Annotated in this window: 18 protein-coding genes and 1 tRNA gene; 15 read left to right on the plus strand and 4 right to left on the minus strand. The window is 41.0% G+C overall.

The features are described 5' to 3' along the window. Nucleotides 1-7: 7 nt before the first annotated feature. Together dnaN and dnaA are read right to left on the minus strand one after the other, a co-directional pair. Nucleotides 8-1,108: a DNA polymerase III subunit beta gene (gene dnaN / locus ACUB3H_RS04580; RefSeq protein ID WP_459129483.1), complete on the minus strand. Its 1,101-nt coding sequence runs from the start codon at nt 1,106-1,108 to the stop codon at nt 8-10. Between the two features lie 199 nt (nt 1,109-1,307). Then, a complete protein-coding gene (gene dnaA, locus ACUB3H_RS04585; protein ID WP_459129845.1) occupies nt 1,308-2,669 on the minus strand; it encodes a chromosomal replication initiator protein DnaA in 1,362 nt (453 codons plus the stop codon). A 357-nt stretch (nt 2,670-3,026) separates the two neighbouring features. Here dnaA and rpmH point away from each other — a divergent pair, with 357 nt between their 5' ends. The 15 genes from rpmH (at nt 3,027) to ACUB3H_RS04660 (ending at nt 15,014) form a co-directional block, all read left to right on the plus strand. After that, entirely contained in the window at nt 3,027-3,161 is a 135-nt protein-coding gene (gene rpmH / locus ACUB3H_RS04590; RefSeq protein ID WP_459129484.1) for a 50S ribosomal protein L34, read from the plus strand. 38 nt (nt 3,162-3,199) lie between these two features. Continuing rightward, a complete protein-coding gene (gene rnpA, locus ACUB3H_RS04595) occupies nt 3,200-3,511 on the plus strand; it encodes a ribonuclease P protein component (protein WP_459129485.1) in 312 nt (103 codons plus the stop codon). Continuing rightward, on the plus strand, nt 3,508-3,720 hold the full coding sequence (gene yidD, locus ACUB3H_RS04600) for a membrane protein insertion efficiency factor YidD (RefSeq protein WP_459129486.1): 213 nt from the start codon (nt 3,508-3,510) through the stop codon (nt 3,718-3,720). Before rnpA ends, yidD begins: the two co-directional genes overlap by 4 nt. Nucleotides 3,721-3,731: 11 nt before the next feature. Further along, a complete protein-coding gene (locus ACUB3H_RS04605) occupies nt 3,732-4,448 on the plus strand; it encodes a YidC/Oxa1 family membrane protein insertase (protein WP_459129487.1) in 717 nt (238 codons plus the stop codon). Then, on the plus strand, nt 4,445-5,185 hold the full coding sequence (jag, locus tag ACUB3H_RS04610) for an RNA-binding cell elongation regulator Jag/EloR (RefSeq protein WP_459129488.1): 741 nt from the start codon (nt 4,445-4,447) through the stop codon (nt 5,183-5,185). Before ACUB3H_RS04605 ends, jag begins: the two co-directional genes overlap by 4 nt. Nucleotides 5,186-5,220: 35 nt before the next feature. Next, nucleotides 5,221-6,540: a tRNA uridine-5-carboxymethylaminomethyl(34) synthesis GTPase MnmE gene (mnmE, locus tag ACUB3H_RS04615; RefSeq protein WP_459129489.1), complete on the plus strand. Its 1,320-nt coding sequence runs from the start codon at nt 5,221-5,223 to the stop codon at nt 6,538-6,540. Next, nucleotides 6,541-8,397, plus strand: a complete 1,857-nt coding sequence (gene mnmG, locus ACUB3H_RS04620; protein ID WP_459129490.1) for a tRNA uridine-5-carboxymethylaminomethyl(34) synthesis enzyme MnmG — start codon at nt 6,541-6,543, stop codon at nt 8,395-8,397. Then, on the plus strand, nt 8,384-9,037 hold the full coding sequence (gene rsmG, locus ACUB3H_RS04625; RefSeq protein WP_459129491.1) for a 16S rRNA (guanine(527)-N(7))-methyltransferase RsmG: 654 nt from the start codon (nt 8,384-8,386) through the stop codon (nt 9,035-9,037). The genes mnmG and rsmG overlap by 14 nt, the downstream gene beginning before the upstream one ends. 78 nt (nt 9,038-9,115) lie before the next feature. Beyond that, nucleotides 9,116-9,886, plus strand: coding sequence for a ParA family protein (locus ACUB3H_RS04630; RefSeq protein ID WP_459129492.1), 771 nt, complete (start codon nt 9,116-9,118; stop codon nt 9,884-9,886). Beyond that, the gene (locus ACUB3H_RS04635) at nt 9,879-10,715 is read left to right on the plus strand and encodes a ParB/RepB/Spo0J family partition protein (protein ID WP_459129493.1); all 837 of its coding nucleotides are present in this window, start codon (nt 9,879-9,881) and stop codon (nt 10,713-10,715) included. The genes ACUB3H_RS04630 and ACUB3H_RS04635 overlap by 8 nt, the downstream gene beginning before the upstream one ends. A 56-nt stretch (nt 10,716-10,771) precedes the next feature. Beyond that, a complete protein-coding gene (locus ACUB3H_RS04640) occupies nt 10,772-11,644 on the plus strand; it encodes a diacylglycerol/lipid kinase family protein (protein WP_459129494.1) in 873 nt (290 codons plus the stop codon). Beyond that, nucleotides 11,641-12,111 carry a tRNA adenosine(34) deaminase TadA gene (tadA, locus tag ACUB3H_RS04645; protein WP_459129495.1) on the plus strand — a complete coding sequence of 157 codons (471 nt, stop codon included), beginning with the start codon at nt 11,641-11,643 and terminating at the stop codon, nt 12,109-12,111. Before ACUB3H_RS04640 ends, tadA begins: the two co-directional genes overlap by 4 nt. Then, nucleotides 12,090-12,177, plus strand: a tRNA-Ser gene (locus ACUB3H_RS04650). Before tadA ends, ACUB3H_RS04650 begins: the two co-directional genes overlap by 22 nt. A 1,404-nt stretch (nt 12,178-13,581) precedes the next feature. Continuing rightward, complete coding sequence (locus ACUB3H_RS04655; protein WP_459129496.1) at nt 13,582-14,253, plus strand: thermonuclease family protein; 672 nt, start codon at nt 13,582-13,584, stop codon at nt 14,251-14,253. A gap of 14 nt (nt 14,254-14,267) precedes the next feature. Beyond that, nucleotides 14,268-15,014 (plus strand): thermonuclease family protein, encoded by a 747-nt coding sequence (locus ACUB3H_RS04660; protein ID WP_459129497.1) that lies wholly within the window; start codon nt 14,268-14,270, stop codon nt 15,012-15,014. A 21-nt stretch (nt 15,015-15,035) separates the two neighbouring features. Here the strand turns inward: ACUB3H_RS04660 and ACUB3H_RS04665 are convergent, their stop codons facing one another. Together ACUB3H_RS04665 and ACUB3H_RS04670 are read right to left on the minus strand one after the other, a co-directional pair. Next, on the minus strand, nt 15,036-16,139 hold the full coding sequence (locus ACUB3H_RS04665) for a sensor histidine kinase (protein ID WP_459129498.1): 1,104 nt from the start codon (nt 16,137-16,139) through the stop codon (nt 15,036-15,038). Next, complete coding sequence (locus ACUB3H_RS04670) at nt 16,126-16,794, minus strand: response regulator transcription factor (RefSeq protein ID WP_459129499.1); 669 nt, start codon at nt 16,792-16,794, stop codon at nt 16,126-16,128. Before ACUB3H_RS04670 ends, ACUB3H_RS04665 begins: the two co-directional genes overlap by 14 nt. Nucleotides 16,795-16,811: the final 17 nt, after the last annotated feature.

Below are 16,811 nucleotides of genomic sequence, written 5' to 3' on the forward strand. Positions count from 1 at the left end.
GCTTAGATTACTGATTAATTCGAATGGGAACGAGATAATATTCGTAGCTATCGTTGTCCTTAGGCTGAATGAAGCATGGCCTTACAGGGGAGCTCATTCGAATTCGAAGTACCTCGTCATCGATGACTCGGAGGGCTTTAATTAAGTAGTTGGGGTTAAAGCCGATGCGAATGTCACTTCCATTTTTACGGATATCAACTTCTTCCATCGCTGTACCCATCTCCGATTGTGAGGTGATCGTTACCTTATCGTCTGCAAAGTCGAAGATTTCAATGTAACTACGTGACTGATTGGCCATAAGTGCTGCACGGTCGATGGCTTCATAGAAGTCTCTACTGTCTACTTCGATATCGATCGGAAAATCGCTCGAAATGACTTGTTCGTACTTGATGTATTCACCTTCTAAGACTTTAGAGATGATGACGACATTACCGAACGTAAAGGAAACATAGTTATCTGTGACGTTCATGATGAGGTTGTCATCGACGTTATAGGCTGTGATCTTTTGAATCTCGCTTAAGGTCCTACCAGGAATGATAACGCTTAAATCTGGTGCATCTTGAACGGGAACCTTCTTAATTGCGATATTGAAGCCGTCGATTGAAACCATCTTCATTTCGTTGTTTTTGACTTCAATTAAGCTACCTGTTAAGGTAGGACGCGTTTCATCACGACTTACAGCAAAGTTTGTCATGCGAATCATGTTTGAGAAGATCGATTGATTGATCGTAATGACCTTACCCTCTTCAATTTCTTTAATTTGTGGGAAGGTCGATTCATCCATCTGCATGAGTTTATAATGACTCATGAAGCAGACGAGTGACGTATGATCGTCTTTCTTTTCAATCGTAATACCGTCTTCTGGAAGCTTTCTTACGATGTCATTAAAGAAACGACTTTCGATGACCGTACTTCCTTGACGTTCTACTACTGCTGGAACGGTGACGATAATAGACATGCTCAAGTCATTGCTCTTCATGACGATATGATCTTCTTTGGCTTCGATGAAAATACCTTTAAGTACTTCTAACGTCGTTTTGGTAGAAATGGCTCTCGATAAAATATTGAGCGCATAAATAAGCTCAGCTTGGTTTACGGTAAATTTCATGTCTCCTCCAGTCTTAACCTAGTTCATTAGGATCAGTAGTAGTAGTAGAGCCTGTTTGTTATGTGCATAGATCATTATACCATTAGAGTTCTATCGTTGCACGCTTGGGATAAGGATGTGGAGAAAATCCTTTCAAAAAAGGCTTCATACACAGGGGTTCGTTTTCCCAAGAAAAGCTCTTTTTATACACAAAAAAGTGTTACTCAATCATGAGTTCTTTTTTCAAGTTTTCGATGAGCGTTTGTGTCGTCGTATTAGTCTCTAATTCCTTCGTAATCTTATCGCAGGCATGGACAACTGTCGAGTGATCGCGACCACCGAAGATCTCACCAATTTTAGGAAGCGAAAGGTCGGTGTATTCTCGAATTAAGTACATAGCAATCTGTCTTGGATAAGCGATCTTTTTCGTTCTTCTCGGGGAATCGAGCTCTTTTTCAGTCACTTCAAAGGTAGTACAAATGACTTCACGAATAAATTTTTCATCGATGGCCTTAGGAAGGTTTCTGATGAGAATATCTTGAAGTGCTTCTTTTGTTAGCTCGAGGTCGATTTCACGTCCCACGAGACTCGAATATGCATTGACTTTATTGAGTGCTCCTTCGAGTTCACGAATGTTCGATTTGACGTTCTTTGCGATTAAATCGAAGACTTCGGAAGGAACATTTTTTCCGTCTTTTTCGGCTTTCTTTTGAAGAATTGCGACTCTCGTTTCAAAGTCCGGTGGCTGAATGTCTGTAATGAGGCCCCATTCAAAGCGAGAGCGAAGACGATCTGCTAACGTATTGATTTCACTCGGTGGGCGGTCAGAACTGATGACAATCTGACGGTTATTATTGTAGAGTTCGTTAAAGGTATGGAAGAACTCCTCTTGTGTCTGTCTTTTATCGGCGATGAACTGAATATCGTCGATTAAGAGGACGTCGATGTTACGATAGCGGTTTCTGAAGTTCTCACCGCGGTCATTTTTTAAAGACTGGATGAATTCATTCGTAAAGTTCTCACTCGAGGTATAGAGCACCTTGGCATGAGGATTTTTATTTTTAATATGATGACCGATCGCTTGCATGAGGTGCGTCTTACCGAGTCCTACACCACCGTAGATAAATAGTGGGTTAAAGCTTTCAGAGGGGTCTTCTGCTACAGCTACACAAGCAGCATGTGCGAAGTTGTTGTTATTTCCAACGATAAAGTCTTCAAAAACGTACTTGGGGTTGAGATTGGAATGATCCATTCCATCATCTTTTAAAGGGGTGCTATTATCGACATCCTCGGGACTTAAAATCATAAAGTCCTTTGCAATGCCCGTCTCTTCAAAGAAGAGTTCCTTTAGTTTTTCAGGATAACGACGCTTTAAGATGACGCTTTGTGTAAACGAACTAGGACTCATCAGATAGATGGTCTGGTTATCTTCATTAAAAAAGGTCAACGGCTCAAACCACGTATTATAGGAAACGCCATCGACGATTTCTTTAATTCGCACCTTTACCTTATCAAATTGTTCGGCTGTTTTAGTGTAATTCACGTTGTTTTCCACAGATTTTCCTTCTCTTTCGCTCCACATCGTTTTAAACAAAATTTCCGACTGCTTTTTATAAGTGATTTTCTTACTAAGGTGTTCCACGCTTTTTCACAAACCGAAAAGGATTGAAAATTGTGGATAATAACAACCTTATACACACTTTTATCAACATTATGGCAAAAATAGGATAAAAAAAACAAACCACAAAGCAGTTATCAACATTTGAAATAATTTTAGCATCTAACCGAGGTCGTTTCAAGTTAAAAAAACGAGTTATCCACAAATAAAATGTGACGAAAAGCGATTTTTATTGACACTCACCTCATTCAAACGTATAATATAGAACCGTAGTAACTCGCTCAGGAACTAAATCCTAAATCATAAAAGGAGGTGAGTTGAATGAAAGAAACGTTCCATCCAAAAAAACGCCAACGTTCCATGGTTCACGGTTTCCGTGCTAGAATGAGCACTAAATCAGGAAGAAGAGTATTAAAGAGCCGTCGTGCGAAGGGAAGAAAAGTACTTAGTGCCTAGACCGCAAACAAGTGGTCTTTTTTCGTAAGGGTGAGACCATGATTAGCATTAAAAATAATCGAGAGTTCCAAAGAGCCTACAGTAAAGGGCGAAGTTTTGTAACGAAGAGCTTTGTTCTCTATGCCGTAAAAAATCGCCAAAATCAAACAAAAATTGGTTTCACCGTTAGTAAAAAGATAGGTAATGCTGTCACCCGTAACCGAGCCCGAAGAAGATTAAAAGAAGCCATTAGAGAACTTCCTCTTCCAGAAGGCTATGACCTTGTTCTCGTAGCAAGAGGACGCTCACTGACGATAGAATTTGAGTCGTTAAAGCGTGCCCTTCAAGAAGAACTGAACAAATTAGGATGACTAAAAAATTATTTTTATTTCTGATTCGATTTTATCAGAAACACATATCCCCTCATACCCCTCGAGCTTGTCGCTTCTACCCTACTTGCTCTCAGTATAGCTATCAAGCGATTGAAAAATACGGAGCGATTAAGGGTTTGTATTTAAGCATCAAGCGCATTTTAAAATGTCATCCATTCAATCCCGGTGGATACGATCCACTTGAGTAAGGAGAACCAGATTGCAATTCATTCATCAAGGAATCGCCTGGCTGTTAAATACTCTATTTTCCGTGATTCACAGCTATGGTTGGACGATTATTTGCTTTACAATTTTGGTACGCTTTATCCTTTTACCCCTTAATATCTCGCAAAAAAAGAATATGGCAATGCAGCAAAAGCTGCAACCGAAAATTCAAGAGCTTCAACGCAAGTATGCAAAAGATCCTCAAACACTCAATATGAAGACGATGGAGCTCTATAAGGAGCACGGACACAACCCTTTAGGTGGTTGTCTTCCCTTATTGATCCAACTTCCTGTTCTATTTGGACTCTTTGCTGTGCTTAGAAATCCAGTAGAATACGGATTACCACAAGAAGCTCTCAGTCAGAGTTTTATGTGGCTACCTAACATGTCAGCTCCTGACACATTAATGAACGTAATTAAAGTATCAGGCATGGATCGTGTACCTGGGCTATTACCGATCATCGCTGCTATTTTTACGTACTTAACTGCAAAAATGTCTATGGCTAATCAGCCAAAACCTGATCCCAATGGACCAAAAATGCCCAATATGAACTTTATGCTCTACATGGGTCCTGTTTTAATTCTTGCTTTTGCTACAAGCTATCCTGCAGGACTTATCCTCTACTGGGCTGCATCGAATATCATTCAGCTCATTCAAGATCAGGTTTTAAATCTTAAGTTTCGTCAACAGGAAACTGAGGAAGTGAAATGAGAGAAATTGAAAAATCAGGTCGTACCGTCGAAGAAGCGATTGAACTCGCGTTAATCGACTTAGACCTTCAAGAGTCCGAAATAGAATACGAAGTCCTAGAGCGTGAGTCAAAGGGACTTTTCGGTATTTTCGGAGCCAAAGATGCACGTGTTCGCGTCTGGAAAAAAGAGACGCAAGCCGTTGAAGAAAAAGCTCCCGTTGTAAAAGAAAAGAAAGTGGAAGAACCTGTAAAGCCTGTCGAAGTGAAGGAAGAAATTCACGAAGAAAAGGTCGAAGCACCCGTTCAGGATGCTGAATTAGAGGGTCGAGTAAAAAATTATCTTTTACAAGTGACAAAGCATATGGGAATCGACTGTGACGTACAGTTTACGCCAGAAGAAAATCAACTGTGCTGTGAACTAAAGGGTGAAGATATGGCGCTTCTCATTGGAAAGCGTGGAAAGACTTTAGATGCTCTCCAATATCTTACAAACCTTGCCGTCAATGGAAAAGATAACTATACGCATGTGCTTTTAGATACGGAAAACTACCGTGAAAAGCGTAAGCAAGCACTCGAAGATCTCGCTTATCGCATGGCTGATAAAGCGAAGAAACAGCGCCGAGACATCATGTTAAATCCCATGAATGCCTATGAACGTCGCATCGTTCACTCGGCACTAGCAAAAGATCGTAGGGTATCTACACGTTCGGAAGGACAAGATCCCTATCGCAAGATCATTATCTTTTTAAACCGATAACCCAGTCTTGACTGGGTTATCCTTTTTGGAGGAGTATGGATATCATTTCTGCCATTTCAACAGGTTTAGGTCAAGCAGCAATAGGCATTGTGAGGTTAAGTGGTACGGGCGTAGGAAGTCTCGTAGAACCACACTTTACAGGAGCTCGGTTTACGAAAGAACCGAGAAAGCTTTGCTACGGCTATTTAAAAGATGGAGATGAGCTCATCGATGAGGTGATGGTCGTCTATCTTAACGCGCCTAAAACGTATACGGGTGAAGATATGGTAGAAATCTACTCCCATGGTGGGAAGAATGCCCTCACACGTGTTCAGCGTTTTCTCTTAAAGCTCGGTGCAAGAAGTGCTGAAAGAGGAGAATTCAGTGAGCGCGCTGTATTAAATGGACGCATGAATTTGACGCAAGCCGAGGCAGTGCACGAACTCATTACAGGATCAGAAAGTGCTTTTTCAAACCATCTAAAGCACTTAAAAGGCGATACGCTAGAGACATTAAATGAACTAAAAGAAGGTGTTCTTTTCGTTCTTTCAAAGCTCGCTTTAGCGATCGATTATCCGGAAGAAACCGATAGTGAACTCACCGAGCAGGAATTAAAAGAAAAGCTTACAGAACTTCAAGAGAAGCTAGAGATTCTTTTAAGGAATGCGAAAAAAGCGACCATAATGGATAGTGGGTTAAAGCTTGCCATCGTCGGTAAGCCTAACGTAGGAAAAAGCTCACTATTAAACGCACTACTGGGAAGAGATCGTGCTATCGTTACGGACATTGCAGGAACGACGAGAGATACGGTAGAAGACACGCTTCTACTGGGTGGTTACATGGTTCGAGTGATCGATACGGCTGGTATTCGAGAGACGGACGATCAGATTGAACGCTTTGGAGTTGAAAGAAGTCTAAAGGCCATGGATGAAGCCGATATTGTAATTCTTCTTTTAGATAGCAAAGAAGCGATCGATGAGAATGAAAAGATGCTCATGGATAAGCTTAAGCCACACGATTTAATCGTTCATAATAAGGCTGATCTTTTAGATAACATACCAGAAGATGGTTTCTATATTAGTGCTAAGGATAAAAAAGGAATCACAGAACTTGAAGAGAGCATTCTTTCTTTTATCGAAAAATTAGATAGCGATGAATCCCTCCCCCTCATCAGTAATGAAAGACAGCTGGAAGGACTTCGAAGAGCTAAAAAAGCGATCGATGAAGCACTCGAGGGAATTGATTTAGGCGTCTTCTACGACTATATCGAAGTCGATATGAAGGAAGCTTATAATCAAATTGGCTTTGTCTTAGGCGAACGCTTGGAAGGTGACGTGATAAAGGAAGTCTTTGCACGTTTTTGTGTAGGTAAATAAATGTATGATGTGATCGTCATCGGTGCTGGGCACGCAGGTGTAGAAGCTGCTCTCATCGCCGCAAAACAAAAAAAGCATACGCTCATTCTTTCGATTAGCCTCGATGCCATTAGTCTCATGGCTTGTAATCCCAACATCGGTGGAACGGGAAAAGGCCACCTCGTGCGTGAGATCGATGCCTTGGGTGGCATGATGGGGATCGCTGCCGATCATGCGACGATTCAATCGAAGATGCTAAATACGGCCAAAGGACCTGCTGTACATTCGCTTCGAGCACAGATGGATAAGAGAAGCTACCATGTATTTATGAAACAGTGCCTTGAAGATCAGGAGTACTTAGATCTGCGTCAAGGAGAGGTCATAAATATCACGAAAGACGATACGTTTAAGGTAGAGCTTCTTTCAGGGATTACGATCGAGGGAAAGACCGTCATTCTAGCGACTGGAACCTACTTAAAGAGTTCTGTCTTTTTAGGCCACAAGGTGATCGACATCGGTCCGAGTGGTTTTAAAAACTGCCATGAGCTTTCAAAGAGCATTGAATCACTTGGTCATTCGCTTCGTCGCTTTAAGACGGGTACACCAGCACGTATTCATAAGGATAGCGTCGATTACTCCAAACTCACCCTTCATCCCGGTGATGATGAGATCGTTCCCTTTAGCTTCTTACATGACTCTTTAGAGATTGATCAGATTCCATGCTTCCTCGGTTATACAAACGAAGAAACGCACCGAATTATTGAAGAAAACATTGAAAAGAGTGCGCTCTTTTCTGGACTCATTGAAGGAACGGGACCGAGATACTGCCCCTCGATCGAGGATAAGATTACGCGCTTTAAAGATAAGCCCAGGCACCAGCTCTTCCTAGAGCCAGAAGGAATCGACACGAAAGAACTCTACGTACAAGGTATGAGTACTTCCCTACCTGAGGATGTTCAAGAGTCTTTTTTGAAGTCCATCGACGGACTAGAAAACGTAAAAATCATGCGTCCCGGTTACGCCATTGAATACGATTCGATCGATCCTACGACGCTAAAACTCAGTCTCGAATCTCGCTTTGTCGAAGGGCTCTTCTTTGCAGGGCAGATTAACGGTTCAAGTGGTTACGAAGAAGCGGCAGCCCAAGGATTAATCGCAGGCATCAATGCCGTCTGTTACCTTGAACAGAAAGAACCTCTCATCTTAAGAAGAGATCAGGCTTATATTGGAGTTCTCATCGATGACCTCGTCACGAAGGGCACAAACGAACCCTTCCGCATGATGACATCGCGCTGTGAGTACAGATTAATCTTAAGGCAAGATAATGCCGACGAACGCCTCACCCCTATCGCCCATGAAAGAGGACTCGTTTCTGAAGAACGTTATCAACGATTGCTTTCGAAGCGAGAAAAGATTGAAGCGGAAAAGAAGCGGCTCAAAGAGACGAAGGTCAGTTTCCTCGATGCAAACCCCATTCTTAAAGAGTGCGATGAAGGCGAACTACAGGAAAATACGAACCTCTATCAGCTTCTCACGCGTTCTAAAGTAACGTATGAAAAGCTAAAGACAGTTGATCCCAATCGACCGAATGTTCAAAGAGAAATCATCGACGGCATCGAGGTTGAACTCAAGTATAGAGGATATATTGATAAGCAGTTAAAACAGGTGGAACACTTCAGATCACTTGAGGAAAAGAAGATTCCACCCATCGACTACGACGATGTCAAAGGACTTTTAATCGAAGCGAGACAAAAGCTCAAAGCCACGATGCCTGAAAACATCGGACAAGCTTCTAGAATCTCTGGCGTAAACCCTTCTGACATCCAAGTCCTATTACTGTACTTAGAACACTTTAGGAGTAAACATGACAGCAAATGAGAAGTTAGCGCGTTTTCAAGAGATGGTTCTTGAAAAGAACAAGGTCATGAATCTCACAGCCATTACCGACGAAAAGGAGTTTTACGAGAAGCACATTCTAGATAGTATGACTCCTCTACCCTACTTCAACTTGAAACCGAACGATCTCGTAGCAGATCTCGGTACAGGTGCAGGGTTTCCTGGAATTGTCCTTGCGGTACTTAGGGAAGATGTTACCTTTCACCTCATCGACTCCTTAAAAAAGAGACTGACATTCTTAGAAGAAGTGATAAAGGAATTAGACATCAAAAATGTAGAACTCTTCCACGGACGCTTTGAAGATCTAGGTCAGAGCAAAGTTCATCGTGAGCGCTACGATGCCGTCGTCACACGTGCTATCGCAAATCTTCCCGTACTCCTTGAATACGTCGTACCCTTCTTAAAAGTAAATGGTTATGCTTACTGTTATAAGAGTAGACGCATTGAAGAAGAACTTCAGGAAGCTCAAAACGCTATCAATATATTAAAAGTAGATATAATAGAAACTAAACAATATGAACTTAATAACAACGACCGATGCATCCTAAAACTACAAAAGAAAGAAAAAACACAGAAGACGTATCCCAGAAAAGCAGGAACGCCTAGTAAAAATCCACTGTGATATTTTTTGAGTCAAGAATCACCTTGAAGAAGGGCGATTCTTTTTTTATTTCATGATATGATAGATACGAGGTGACTTATGGGAAAGATCATATCATTATTTAACCAAAAAGGCGGCGTCGGAAAGACGACGATTCATATCAACTTAGCCGCCGGACTTGCAAAAAAGAAGAAGAAAGTTCTGTGTATTGACCTCGACCCACAAGCAAATGCAACGAGTGGTTTTGGTGTAACGAGAACTTCAGAGACACTCACAACATACGACGTTTTATTAGGCGAAGCAAGCATTGAAGAAGCAAAATTGAACGTTTTAGATCGCGTAGACCTCGTTCCCTCTTCCCCCGATTTGGCTGCGAGTCAGATCGATCTAGCAAATGAAGCGGATAGAGATTTCTTACTGTATAAGGCATTAGAAGATCAAAAGGACAAGTACGACTATATCCTAATTGACTGCCCGCCAGCTTTAGGAATCCTTACGATAAACGCACTCACGTCGTCAGATAGCGTATTAATTCCCATTCAGTGCGAATTTTATGCGCTCGAGGGATTGAGTCAACTCGTAGAAACCGTTAACATGATCAAACAAGGTTTGAATCCTAAAATCGACATTGAAGGAGTCATTTTGAACATGGTCGATAGGAGAAATAACCTGACAAGAGATGTAATGAATGAAGTAAAGGCTTATTTTGGAGATAAGGTTTACGAGACACAAATCCCTAGAAACGTGCGTTTAGCAGAGGCACCTAGCTATGGAATGAGCATTTATGACTACGATCCGCTAAGCACAGGAGCATGGAGCTTTAATAAGTGGGTGAAAGAGTTTCTAAAAAGGAGTGAGTTAAATGGCTAAGAGGACAGGATTAGGTAAAGGATTAGGATCACTACTAAGCGTACAAACAGAGCAAATACCTGAAAATAGCGGTGTTGTAGAGATCGATTTAGATAACATCAGACCGAATACAACGCAACCGAGAACATATTTTGATGAAGAAGGTCTTGAAGAACTCAAGAATTCCATCTTAGAACATGGTGTGATTCAGCCAATACTAGTAAAACAAGTAGAAAACGGTTATGAAATCATTGCTGGGGAGAGAAGATATAGAGCAAGTAAGCTCGCAAATCAGAAAACAATACCAGCTATCGTACGTGATTACGACGAATTGACGAAAGCAAAGGTAGCTCTCGTAGAAAACTTACAGAGAGTAGACCTAAATATCATTGAAGAAGCAAGAGGATATCAAACATTAATCGAGGATTTCGCTTTAACGCAGCAAGAATTAGCGACAACAATCGGAAAAAGTCGTGTTGCTGTGACAAATACCCTCAGATTATTAGAACTCCCTGCAACGGTCATAAACCAAATTGAAGAAGGACTCCTAACGGCAGGCCATGGAAGAGCAATCCTATCAGGAAAGCCTGAATACTATGAGGAACTAGCAAACATTGCCATCACGAAGAAGCTTTCCGTAAGAGACCTAGAGAAACTAGCTAAAACTTATAAAGAAGGAACAAAGCGAAGGCTTCCCAAGAAGAACCCCCTTGTAGAAAGCTTAGAACGCGAAATTAGCGAAAAGTTAGGAACTAAAGTAGAACTAAAGATGGGTAAGAAGAAGAGCACGATGGAAATCAGCTTCTACTCTGAAGACGACCTACAGAGAATAATCAATAAACTAATTTAGCATGTTTCACGTGAAACCTTTTCCAGAGTGTTTCACGTGAAACATTAGGAGAACGTATGAGGAATTTCTTAATCATTGAGAATATCAATGCGGGGAAGAACAAAAAGAGAAAACACGTACAGAAACTCATTCACACACTCAAGGATGCAGGACATCAGGTGACGCACGATGCGAGCTCTTCAGTACACATCTTTCAAGAGAAGTACAAAGATATACAGAATCTACCCTATACAGATATCGTCATCTGCGGGGGAGATGGAACATTAAACGCTATATTAAACACATTTGAAATTAATAAATATACATTTACACTCTTTCCAGTAGGTAGTGCGAATGATTTCTATTTAAAAGCAGCGGGACCTACAGACTTTAACGCACTCATAGATCGAGTCCTTAAGAACCAGATCAAAGAGTTTGACATCGCGAAAGCTAACGACCACTACTTCATTAATAACGTAGGAATTGGAATCGACGTACTTACTTTAGAATACGTCAATAAAATGCGCGCAGCCCTTAAGTCAGGACCTCTTTATTTTCTAGGTGTCCTTAGAGCCATCGCAACCTTTAAACCCATGAAAGCCACCATTACTCTTGGTGACGAAGTTATAAAAGAAGACTCCATCATTGTCATTGTAAGTAACGGCTCCTACTTTGGTGGGGGAATGAATGTGTCACCTCACTCCGATTTAGAGGATGGAGAGCTAGACCTCGTCATGCTAAAGAACACCAATGTGTTTCACGTGATAAAGCTCTTCAGTAAACTTCTAAAGGCAGAACACCTAAGCTATCCAAGTATCATTTATAGAAAAGTGAAGAACGTGAAGATCGAAGTAGAAGGGGAGACCAAAGCACATCTAGAAGGTGAAATCATAGAGAAGACTCCTCTTCATGTAGAAGTTCTTCCGCAAGCCATTAGGATGATCGTATGAATGATGAACTCTTTATGCTAGAAGCCATAGAAGAAGCAAAAAAAGCCTACAGAAAAGACGAAGTCCCGATAGGTGCAGTCGTCGTCTGTGGGGAAGAGATCATAGGACGCGGTTACAATAGAAAAGAAACACAGTTTGACCCTACAGCTCATGCAGAAATTTTAGCCATACAGGAAGCATCTAGGCATCTTAAGGCCTGGAGGTTGACAGAGTGCACACTCTATGTTACAATTGAGCCCTGTTTAATGTGCATGGGAGCCCTTCACCAAGCTAGGATCAAAAGGCTCGTCTTTGGAGCTAGAGATGCGAAGTTTGGTGCTGCAAAAAGCCTCTATGAGGTAGCTCAGGATGAAAGACTCAATCACCAATTTGAAGTGACAGAGGGAATCCTAGAAGAAGATTGCAGAACTCTCATGGCCAGCTTTTTTAAAGCTAAAAGAAATAAGGAGAGGTGTCCGAGTGGCTAAGGGGCACGCCTGGAAAGCGTGTAGGGCTTAACGGCCTCGCGGGTTCAAGTCCCGTCCTCTCCTCCATACAGTTACACAGTGATTCACTGTGACACGTAAAACCTTGAATTTTCAAGGTTTTTATTGTTTTTGTGTTTCTTTGTGTTTCATAGTGTTTTGGCTAGCGTCTGCACTTATATCTGCACTATCGCTAAATGTATTAGTATATAGATGGGAGCCGTAAATCTAAAAAAGTAACTTTAGATTACCGAGGGGCTTGGAACAAGCATAGCGTTTCATTGATCATGCAAATAGAAGGGTGGTTTCTGATTATTCGAATTATTCGGTAAAACGATTCATGATTGATAGGAACATTTGGAACTTGATTGAAAATCTAACATATAATGAATTCATTAAATTGTTTATGTTCTATGATTCTGAAAAGCATTTTCAAACTCTTACATCACTCATGTTTCTGTCCCAAAAGTTAAGAAATGCTGCTCATAATAATGTTTTGATCCATAATCTTGCCCCAGGAACGCAATATAAATATACGGTGTGTAGACCCTTAGGAATAATATTAGGTGAATGCGGTATCCGAAGGAAAACTGTTAAAAGAATTCTTTCTTATCCAATTACACATGATTTGAGTGCTTCCGTAATTCTCCTCCAAAACTATGCAAGTGAAGGAATAATTAAAAAAAGGATGGAGGATTTAGACACATTTATGAATATTTGTAGAAAAAAACAAAACTATTTTAGATCTCATATACATCTAATCAGCCTTTTTAGGTCTTTCGAAGAATTTCTTAAAATGGATTTCAGAAGTGTTTTGACAAGTCAACAAGATAGAGGGTATAATTGTTTCGAAGAATAAAAACTGAAAGGTTTTCCAGGCCCGAAGCATGCTGACGGCCGTTTTTTATTTGTATAAACTAAAAGAAACGCTGAATTACCAGCGTTTCTATTTTCATTTAACTTCGATAGTTTCAGTTATTCGCTTTGATTCTTCTCTTAAAATTCTTAGAGTTAAGAAAAGAATGACGAGTGTGAGTAATGACATAATCGAACTAACAATTTGCCCCTTTTTCATTGTATCCTCCTTATAAGGGATGATTCATTTAGAGAAGAAGGTAATGCTGAACTGCTATATTACATGTACCTATTCTCGAAATTTATTTTTTTGATCGCTTTTCGTCTTTTAATTGCAGCAGTCGCAGTGTGTCTCTCTCATGATTTGAAACGTTAAGCCAAGTATCACGAGTGTGATGAGGGATAGAACTAAACTTACTATTTGCCATTTTTTCATAGGAACCTCCTAAAGGTCTAGATCTTTCTTTTCAGAGAAGAAAGGAATGCGCCACTTCTATCTGATTAGTACCCCATTATTGAACGATATCTATACCTTTTACCTCCTTTCATTGAAGCCCATTATCATAGGTGCTATACTTATTCTGTATAATGCTCACTAACTACATAGAGGTGGTAATCATGAAAAAAAAGCTGTTGTCACTTCTTTTAGCTGTCGTTCTTGTTCTGGGAATTTTCCCAACAAGTGTCATGGCAGCTCCTAAAAAGGTGACGATCGATCCCAAGGCAACCTATAAGGTTGAAAAGATCATTGATGGTGACTCCATCGTCGTTCGTGTTGGAAAGAGTAAAGTAAACGTTCAGCTTCTCTATGCTGATGCTCCCGAGTATCGTCATCCGATTAAAAAATTGAATGGATTACTCGGTAAGGATGCATTTAAGTTTACTGAGAAGTTCCTAAAAGGAAAGAAAGTCTCTCTCGTCTTAGACAAAGATTCCTTCGATAAGAGTGGAACCGTCTTCGCTTATGTCTATGTAAAGGATAAATGCTTAAATGCAGAGCTCATTAAGGCTCACCTAGCAAAAGTTGGAGACAAGACGAAAAATGAGAAGTTCTATAAGGATTATGTAGAACTAGAAAAAGCCGCGAAGGATCCTGTTCTTGGAATCTGGAAGGACCTGAAAGCAAACTATCCCGTTCTTCCTACAGGACCTGTTCATGCAAACAAAGCATCAAAGATCTATCATATGCCTTATCATTCGTCCTATGATCGCATCTCTAAAAAGAATCTCGTGATCTTTAAGACGGAAGCAGAGGCTATTAAAGCAGGATATCGAAAAGCAAAACGTTAATGTGAGGATAGCTTATGAAACGCAAACTCTTACTTTGGCTTCTTACTTTTGTAATTATCGCTAGTCTGTTTGTTCCTTATAGCACGGCTGCTAAAAAGGACGTGGAAGTTAACCCCAAGGCTCTCTATAAAGTCGTTCGCGTGATCGATGGCGATACAATCGTCGTTCGCATCGGTAAAAGTAATGTGACCGTACGTCTTCTTCAGGTGGATGCACCTGAAAGTAAGCATCCTAATAAGAACAAGAATGTTCCCATGGGAAAGACCGCATCGAACTTTGTAAAGAAGTTTCTTAATAAAAAGTCGGTTCGATTAGAGCTAGATGAAGAAAAGTACGATAAGTACGGAAGACTTTTAGCTTATGTCTACGTAAAAGATAAGTGCTTAAATGAAGTTCTCATTCGAGAGAGTCTAGCAAAGACCGTTAAGTACGGTAAAAACGTGAAACGTTACCAGACGTACTTAGACATTGAACGCAAGCTTCGTGACAAGAAAAAGGGAATTTGGGCAAACATTCAAGCCAACTACCCGAGTAATCGTCCTACTCCAGAAGAGCAGCGCATTGTTCAAAAGAAAAAGGATTCTAAGATTCTACCGATTGTAAGCGAGCCTACAGAGCTATTCATTCGTGGTAATAAACGCAGTAAGATTTATCACATGCCTGGTCAGCGCGATTACGACAAAATCTCTCCGAAGAATATCGTAAACTTTAAGACAGAAGAGGAAGCCATGAAGGCTGGATACAGAAAAGCAAAAAGATAGTTCCTTTGAACTATCTTTTTTTCATGCCGATTTTCTCTGCAGTTTTTGTTTCTTTGGGAAATCTAAGCTAATGAGAGTTCCTTTTCCCAGTTCGCTTGCTATGTTTACGTGTCCATGATGGAGCTCTACAATTCGTTTAACGATACTCAATCCGAGTCCTGTTCCACCAGAACCTCTGTCTCTCGACTGGTCTGCGCGGACGAACGGTTCAAAGATCGACTGGATGTATTCTTCGCTAATGCCTTTACCACTGTCTCTTACGGTAACGAAGATTCGTTCGTTTTGTTCGGTCGCTTTCACCTGGATCTCTCCCTCAAGCGGTGTATACTGAATGGCATTATTAATGAGGTTTCTTAGGACCTCTTTAATGAGTAGTCGGTCACCTTCTAGTTCTACGGGATTACGAAGTCCTTTAAAGGTCGGTGTTTTTTCACGAATGAGCTGTGCTTCTTCGATGACCTCACGAATGAGGTCTTGTACGTTGAAGTTTGTGGGTTCAAAGTTTTGTGTTCCATGGTCCATACGGGAGATGAGTAAGAGTTTCTCTACGAGTTCTCTCATACTCTTCGATTCTCTTTTGATCGCTTGAATGGCTTCATCGCGAACGGCTGGATCATCCTTACCCCATCGATCCAGAAGATTTCCGTAGCCATCGATCACAGAAAGTGGTGTTCTCAATTCGTGAGAAGCGTGATTAATAAACGCCTTCTGTTCCTCTATGCCATGCTCAAGCCTTTTCATCATGTCATTAAAGGTGATGGTGAGGTCTCTGAGCTCATCTTCTGCTGCACGAACGTCTAATCTCGCACTTAAGTCGCTTGTAGAAATCTCTTGTGCTTTGGTTGTCAGTTCTTCTATAGGCTGTAAAAAGTACTTTACGGCCCGGTAGCCGAAGACTGCAATGAGTGGAATTCCAACGGGTCCGATGAGTGGACCTAAGATGGAGGATAGGACCACGAGCATGAGGATAAAGGTAAACGTGATCTTAAAAGCGATCGAGAGTCGAAAGTGTTCCGACTGACCGAGAAAGAAGCGTCCAATACCTTCAAAGATCCCTTCGATCACTCTCCATATTTTTTTGTAAAAGGGAATATTATTTGATTTCTTTTCTTTAGTTTTCTTCATGTAATTTGTACCCGACACCTCGAACGGTTCGGATGAGTTTCACTCCAAACGTATCGTCGATTTTTGTACGAAGGTATCTGACGTAGACATCGACGTTGTTGCTGTCTCCGAGGTAGTCGAAGCCCCAGACGTGGTTCATAATCTGATCTCTCGTGAGAACTTGTTCGGGGTTTGTAAGAAAGTATTGTAGGAGGTCGAATTCTGTTCGAGTAAGCTCTATCTCTTGGTCGTTATAGGTTACTTGATAGCTGTTGGAGTCGAGTGTGAGTCCGTGATAGCTTAAGACATTTTTTGCCACTTGATCTCGAAGTAATCTTCTGATTCTAGCTAATAGCTCTTCGATCGCAAAGGGCTTTGTCAGATAGTCATCTGCTCCGCTATCTAATCCACTCACCTTATCCGTGACGTCGTCCTTTGCGGTGACTAGAATAATCGGCGTCTTTTTTTCTCTACGGAATCTTCTTAAGATTTCCATTCCGCTCAGTGAAGGAAGCATAATATCTAAAAGAATCAGATCGAAATCATCGCGAAGGGCTACTTCTAAGCCTTCTCTTCCGTCATGGCATAGTGTCACCTGATGCTTTTCATGTTCAAGCTCTAATTGAACGAAACGAGCAATCTGTTTTTCATCTTCTATAACCAATATCTTTGCCATAGTACCTCCACCTGCAG

The sequence above is a fragment of the Guggenheimella bovis genome (assembly GCF_054492335.1).

Coding starts and splice junctions, on each gene's coding strand:
- dnaN (WP_459129483.1), bottom strand. CDS start 1,108: ATGAAATTTACCGTAAACCAAGCTGAGCTTATTTATGCGCTCAATATT.
- dnaA (WP_459129845.1), bottom strand. CDS start 2,669: ATGTGGAGCGAAAGAGAAGGAAAATCTGTGGAAAACAACGTGAATTAC.
- rpmH (WP_459129484.1), top strand. CDS start 3,027: ATGAAAGAAACGTTCCATCCAAAAAAACGCCAACGTTCCATGGTTCAC.
- rnpA (WP_459129485.1), top strand. CDS start 3,200: ATGATTAGCATTAAAAATAATCGAGAGTTCCAAAGAGCCTACAGTAAA.
- yidD (WP_459129486.1), top strand. CDS start 3,508: ATGACTAAAAAATTATTTTTATTTCTGATTCGATTTTATCAGAAACAC.
- jag (WP_459129488.1), top strand. CDS start 4,445: ATGAGAGAAATTGAAAAATCAGGTCGTACCGTCGAAGAAGCGATTGAA.
- mnmE (WP_459129489.1), top strand. CDS start 5,221: ATGGATATCATTTCTGCCATTTCAACAGGTTTAGGTCAAGCAGCAATA.
- mnmG (WP_459129490.1), top strand. CDS start 6,541: ATGTATGATGTGATCGTCATCGGTGCTGGGCACGCAGGTGTAGAAGCT.
- rsmG (WP_459129491.1), top strand. CDS start 8,384: ATGACAGCAAATGAGAAGTTAGCGCGTTTTCAAGAGATGGTTCTTGAA.
- ACUB3H_RS04630 (WP_459129492.1), top strand. CDS start 9,116: ATGGGAAAGATCATATCATTATTTAACCAAAAAGGCGGCGTCGGAAAG.
- ACUB3H_RS04635 (WP_459129493.1), top strand. CDS start 9,879: ATGGCTAAGAGGACAGGATTAGGTAAAGGATTAGGATCACTACTAAGC.
- ACUB3H_RS04640 (WP_459129494.1), top strand. CDS start 10,772: ATGAGGAATTTCTTAATCATTGAGAATATCAATGCGGGGAAGAACAAA.
- tadA (WP_459129495.1), top strand. CDS start 11,641: ATGAATGATGAACTCTTTATGCTAGAAGCCATAGAAGAAGCAAAAAAA.
- ACUB3H_RS04655 (WP_459129496.1), top strand. CDS start 13,582: ATGAAAAAAAAGCTGTTGTCACTTCTTTTAGCTGTCGTTCTTGTTCTG.
- ACUB3H_RS04660 (WP_459129497.1), top strand. CDS start 14,268: ATGAAACGCAAACTCTTACTTTGGCTTCTTACTTTTGTAATTATCGCT.
- ACUB3H_RS04665 (WP_459129498.1), bottom strand. CDS start 16,139: ATGAAGAAAACTAAAGAAAAGAAATCAAATAATATTCCCTTTTACAAA.
- ACUB3H_RS04670 (WP_459129499.1), bottom strand. CDS start 16,794: ATGGCAAAGATATTGGTTATAGAAGATGAAAAACAGATTGCTCGTTTC.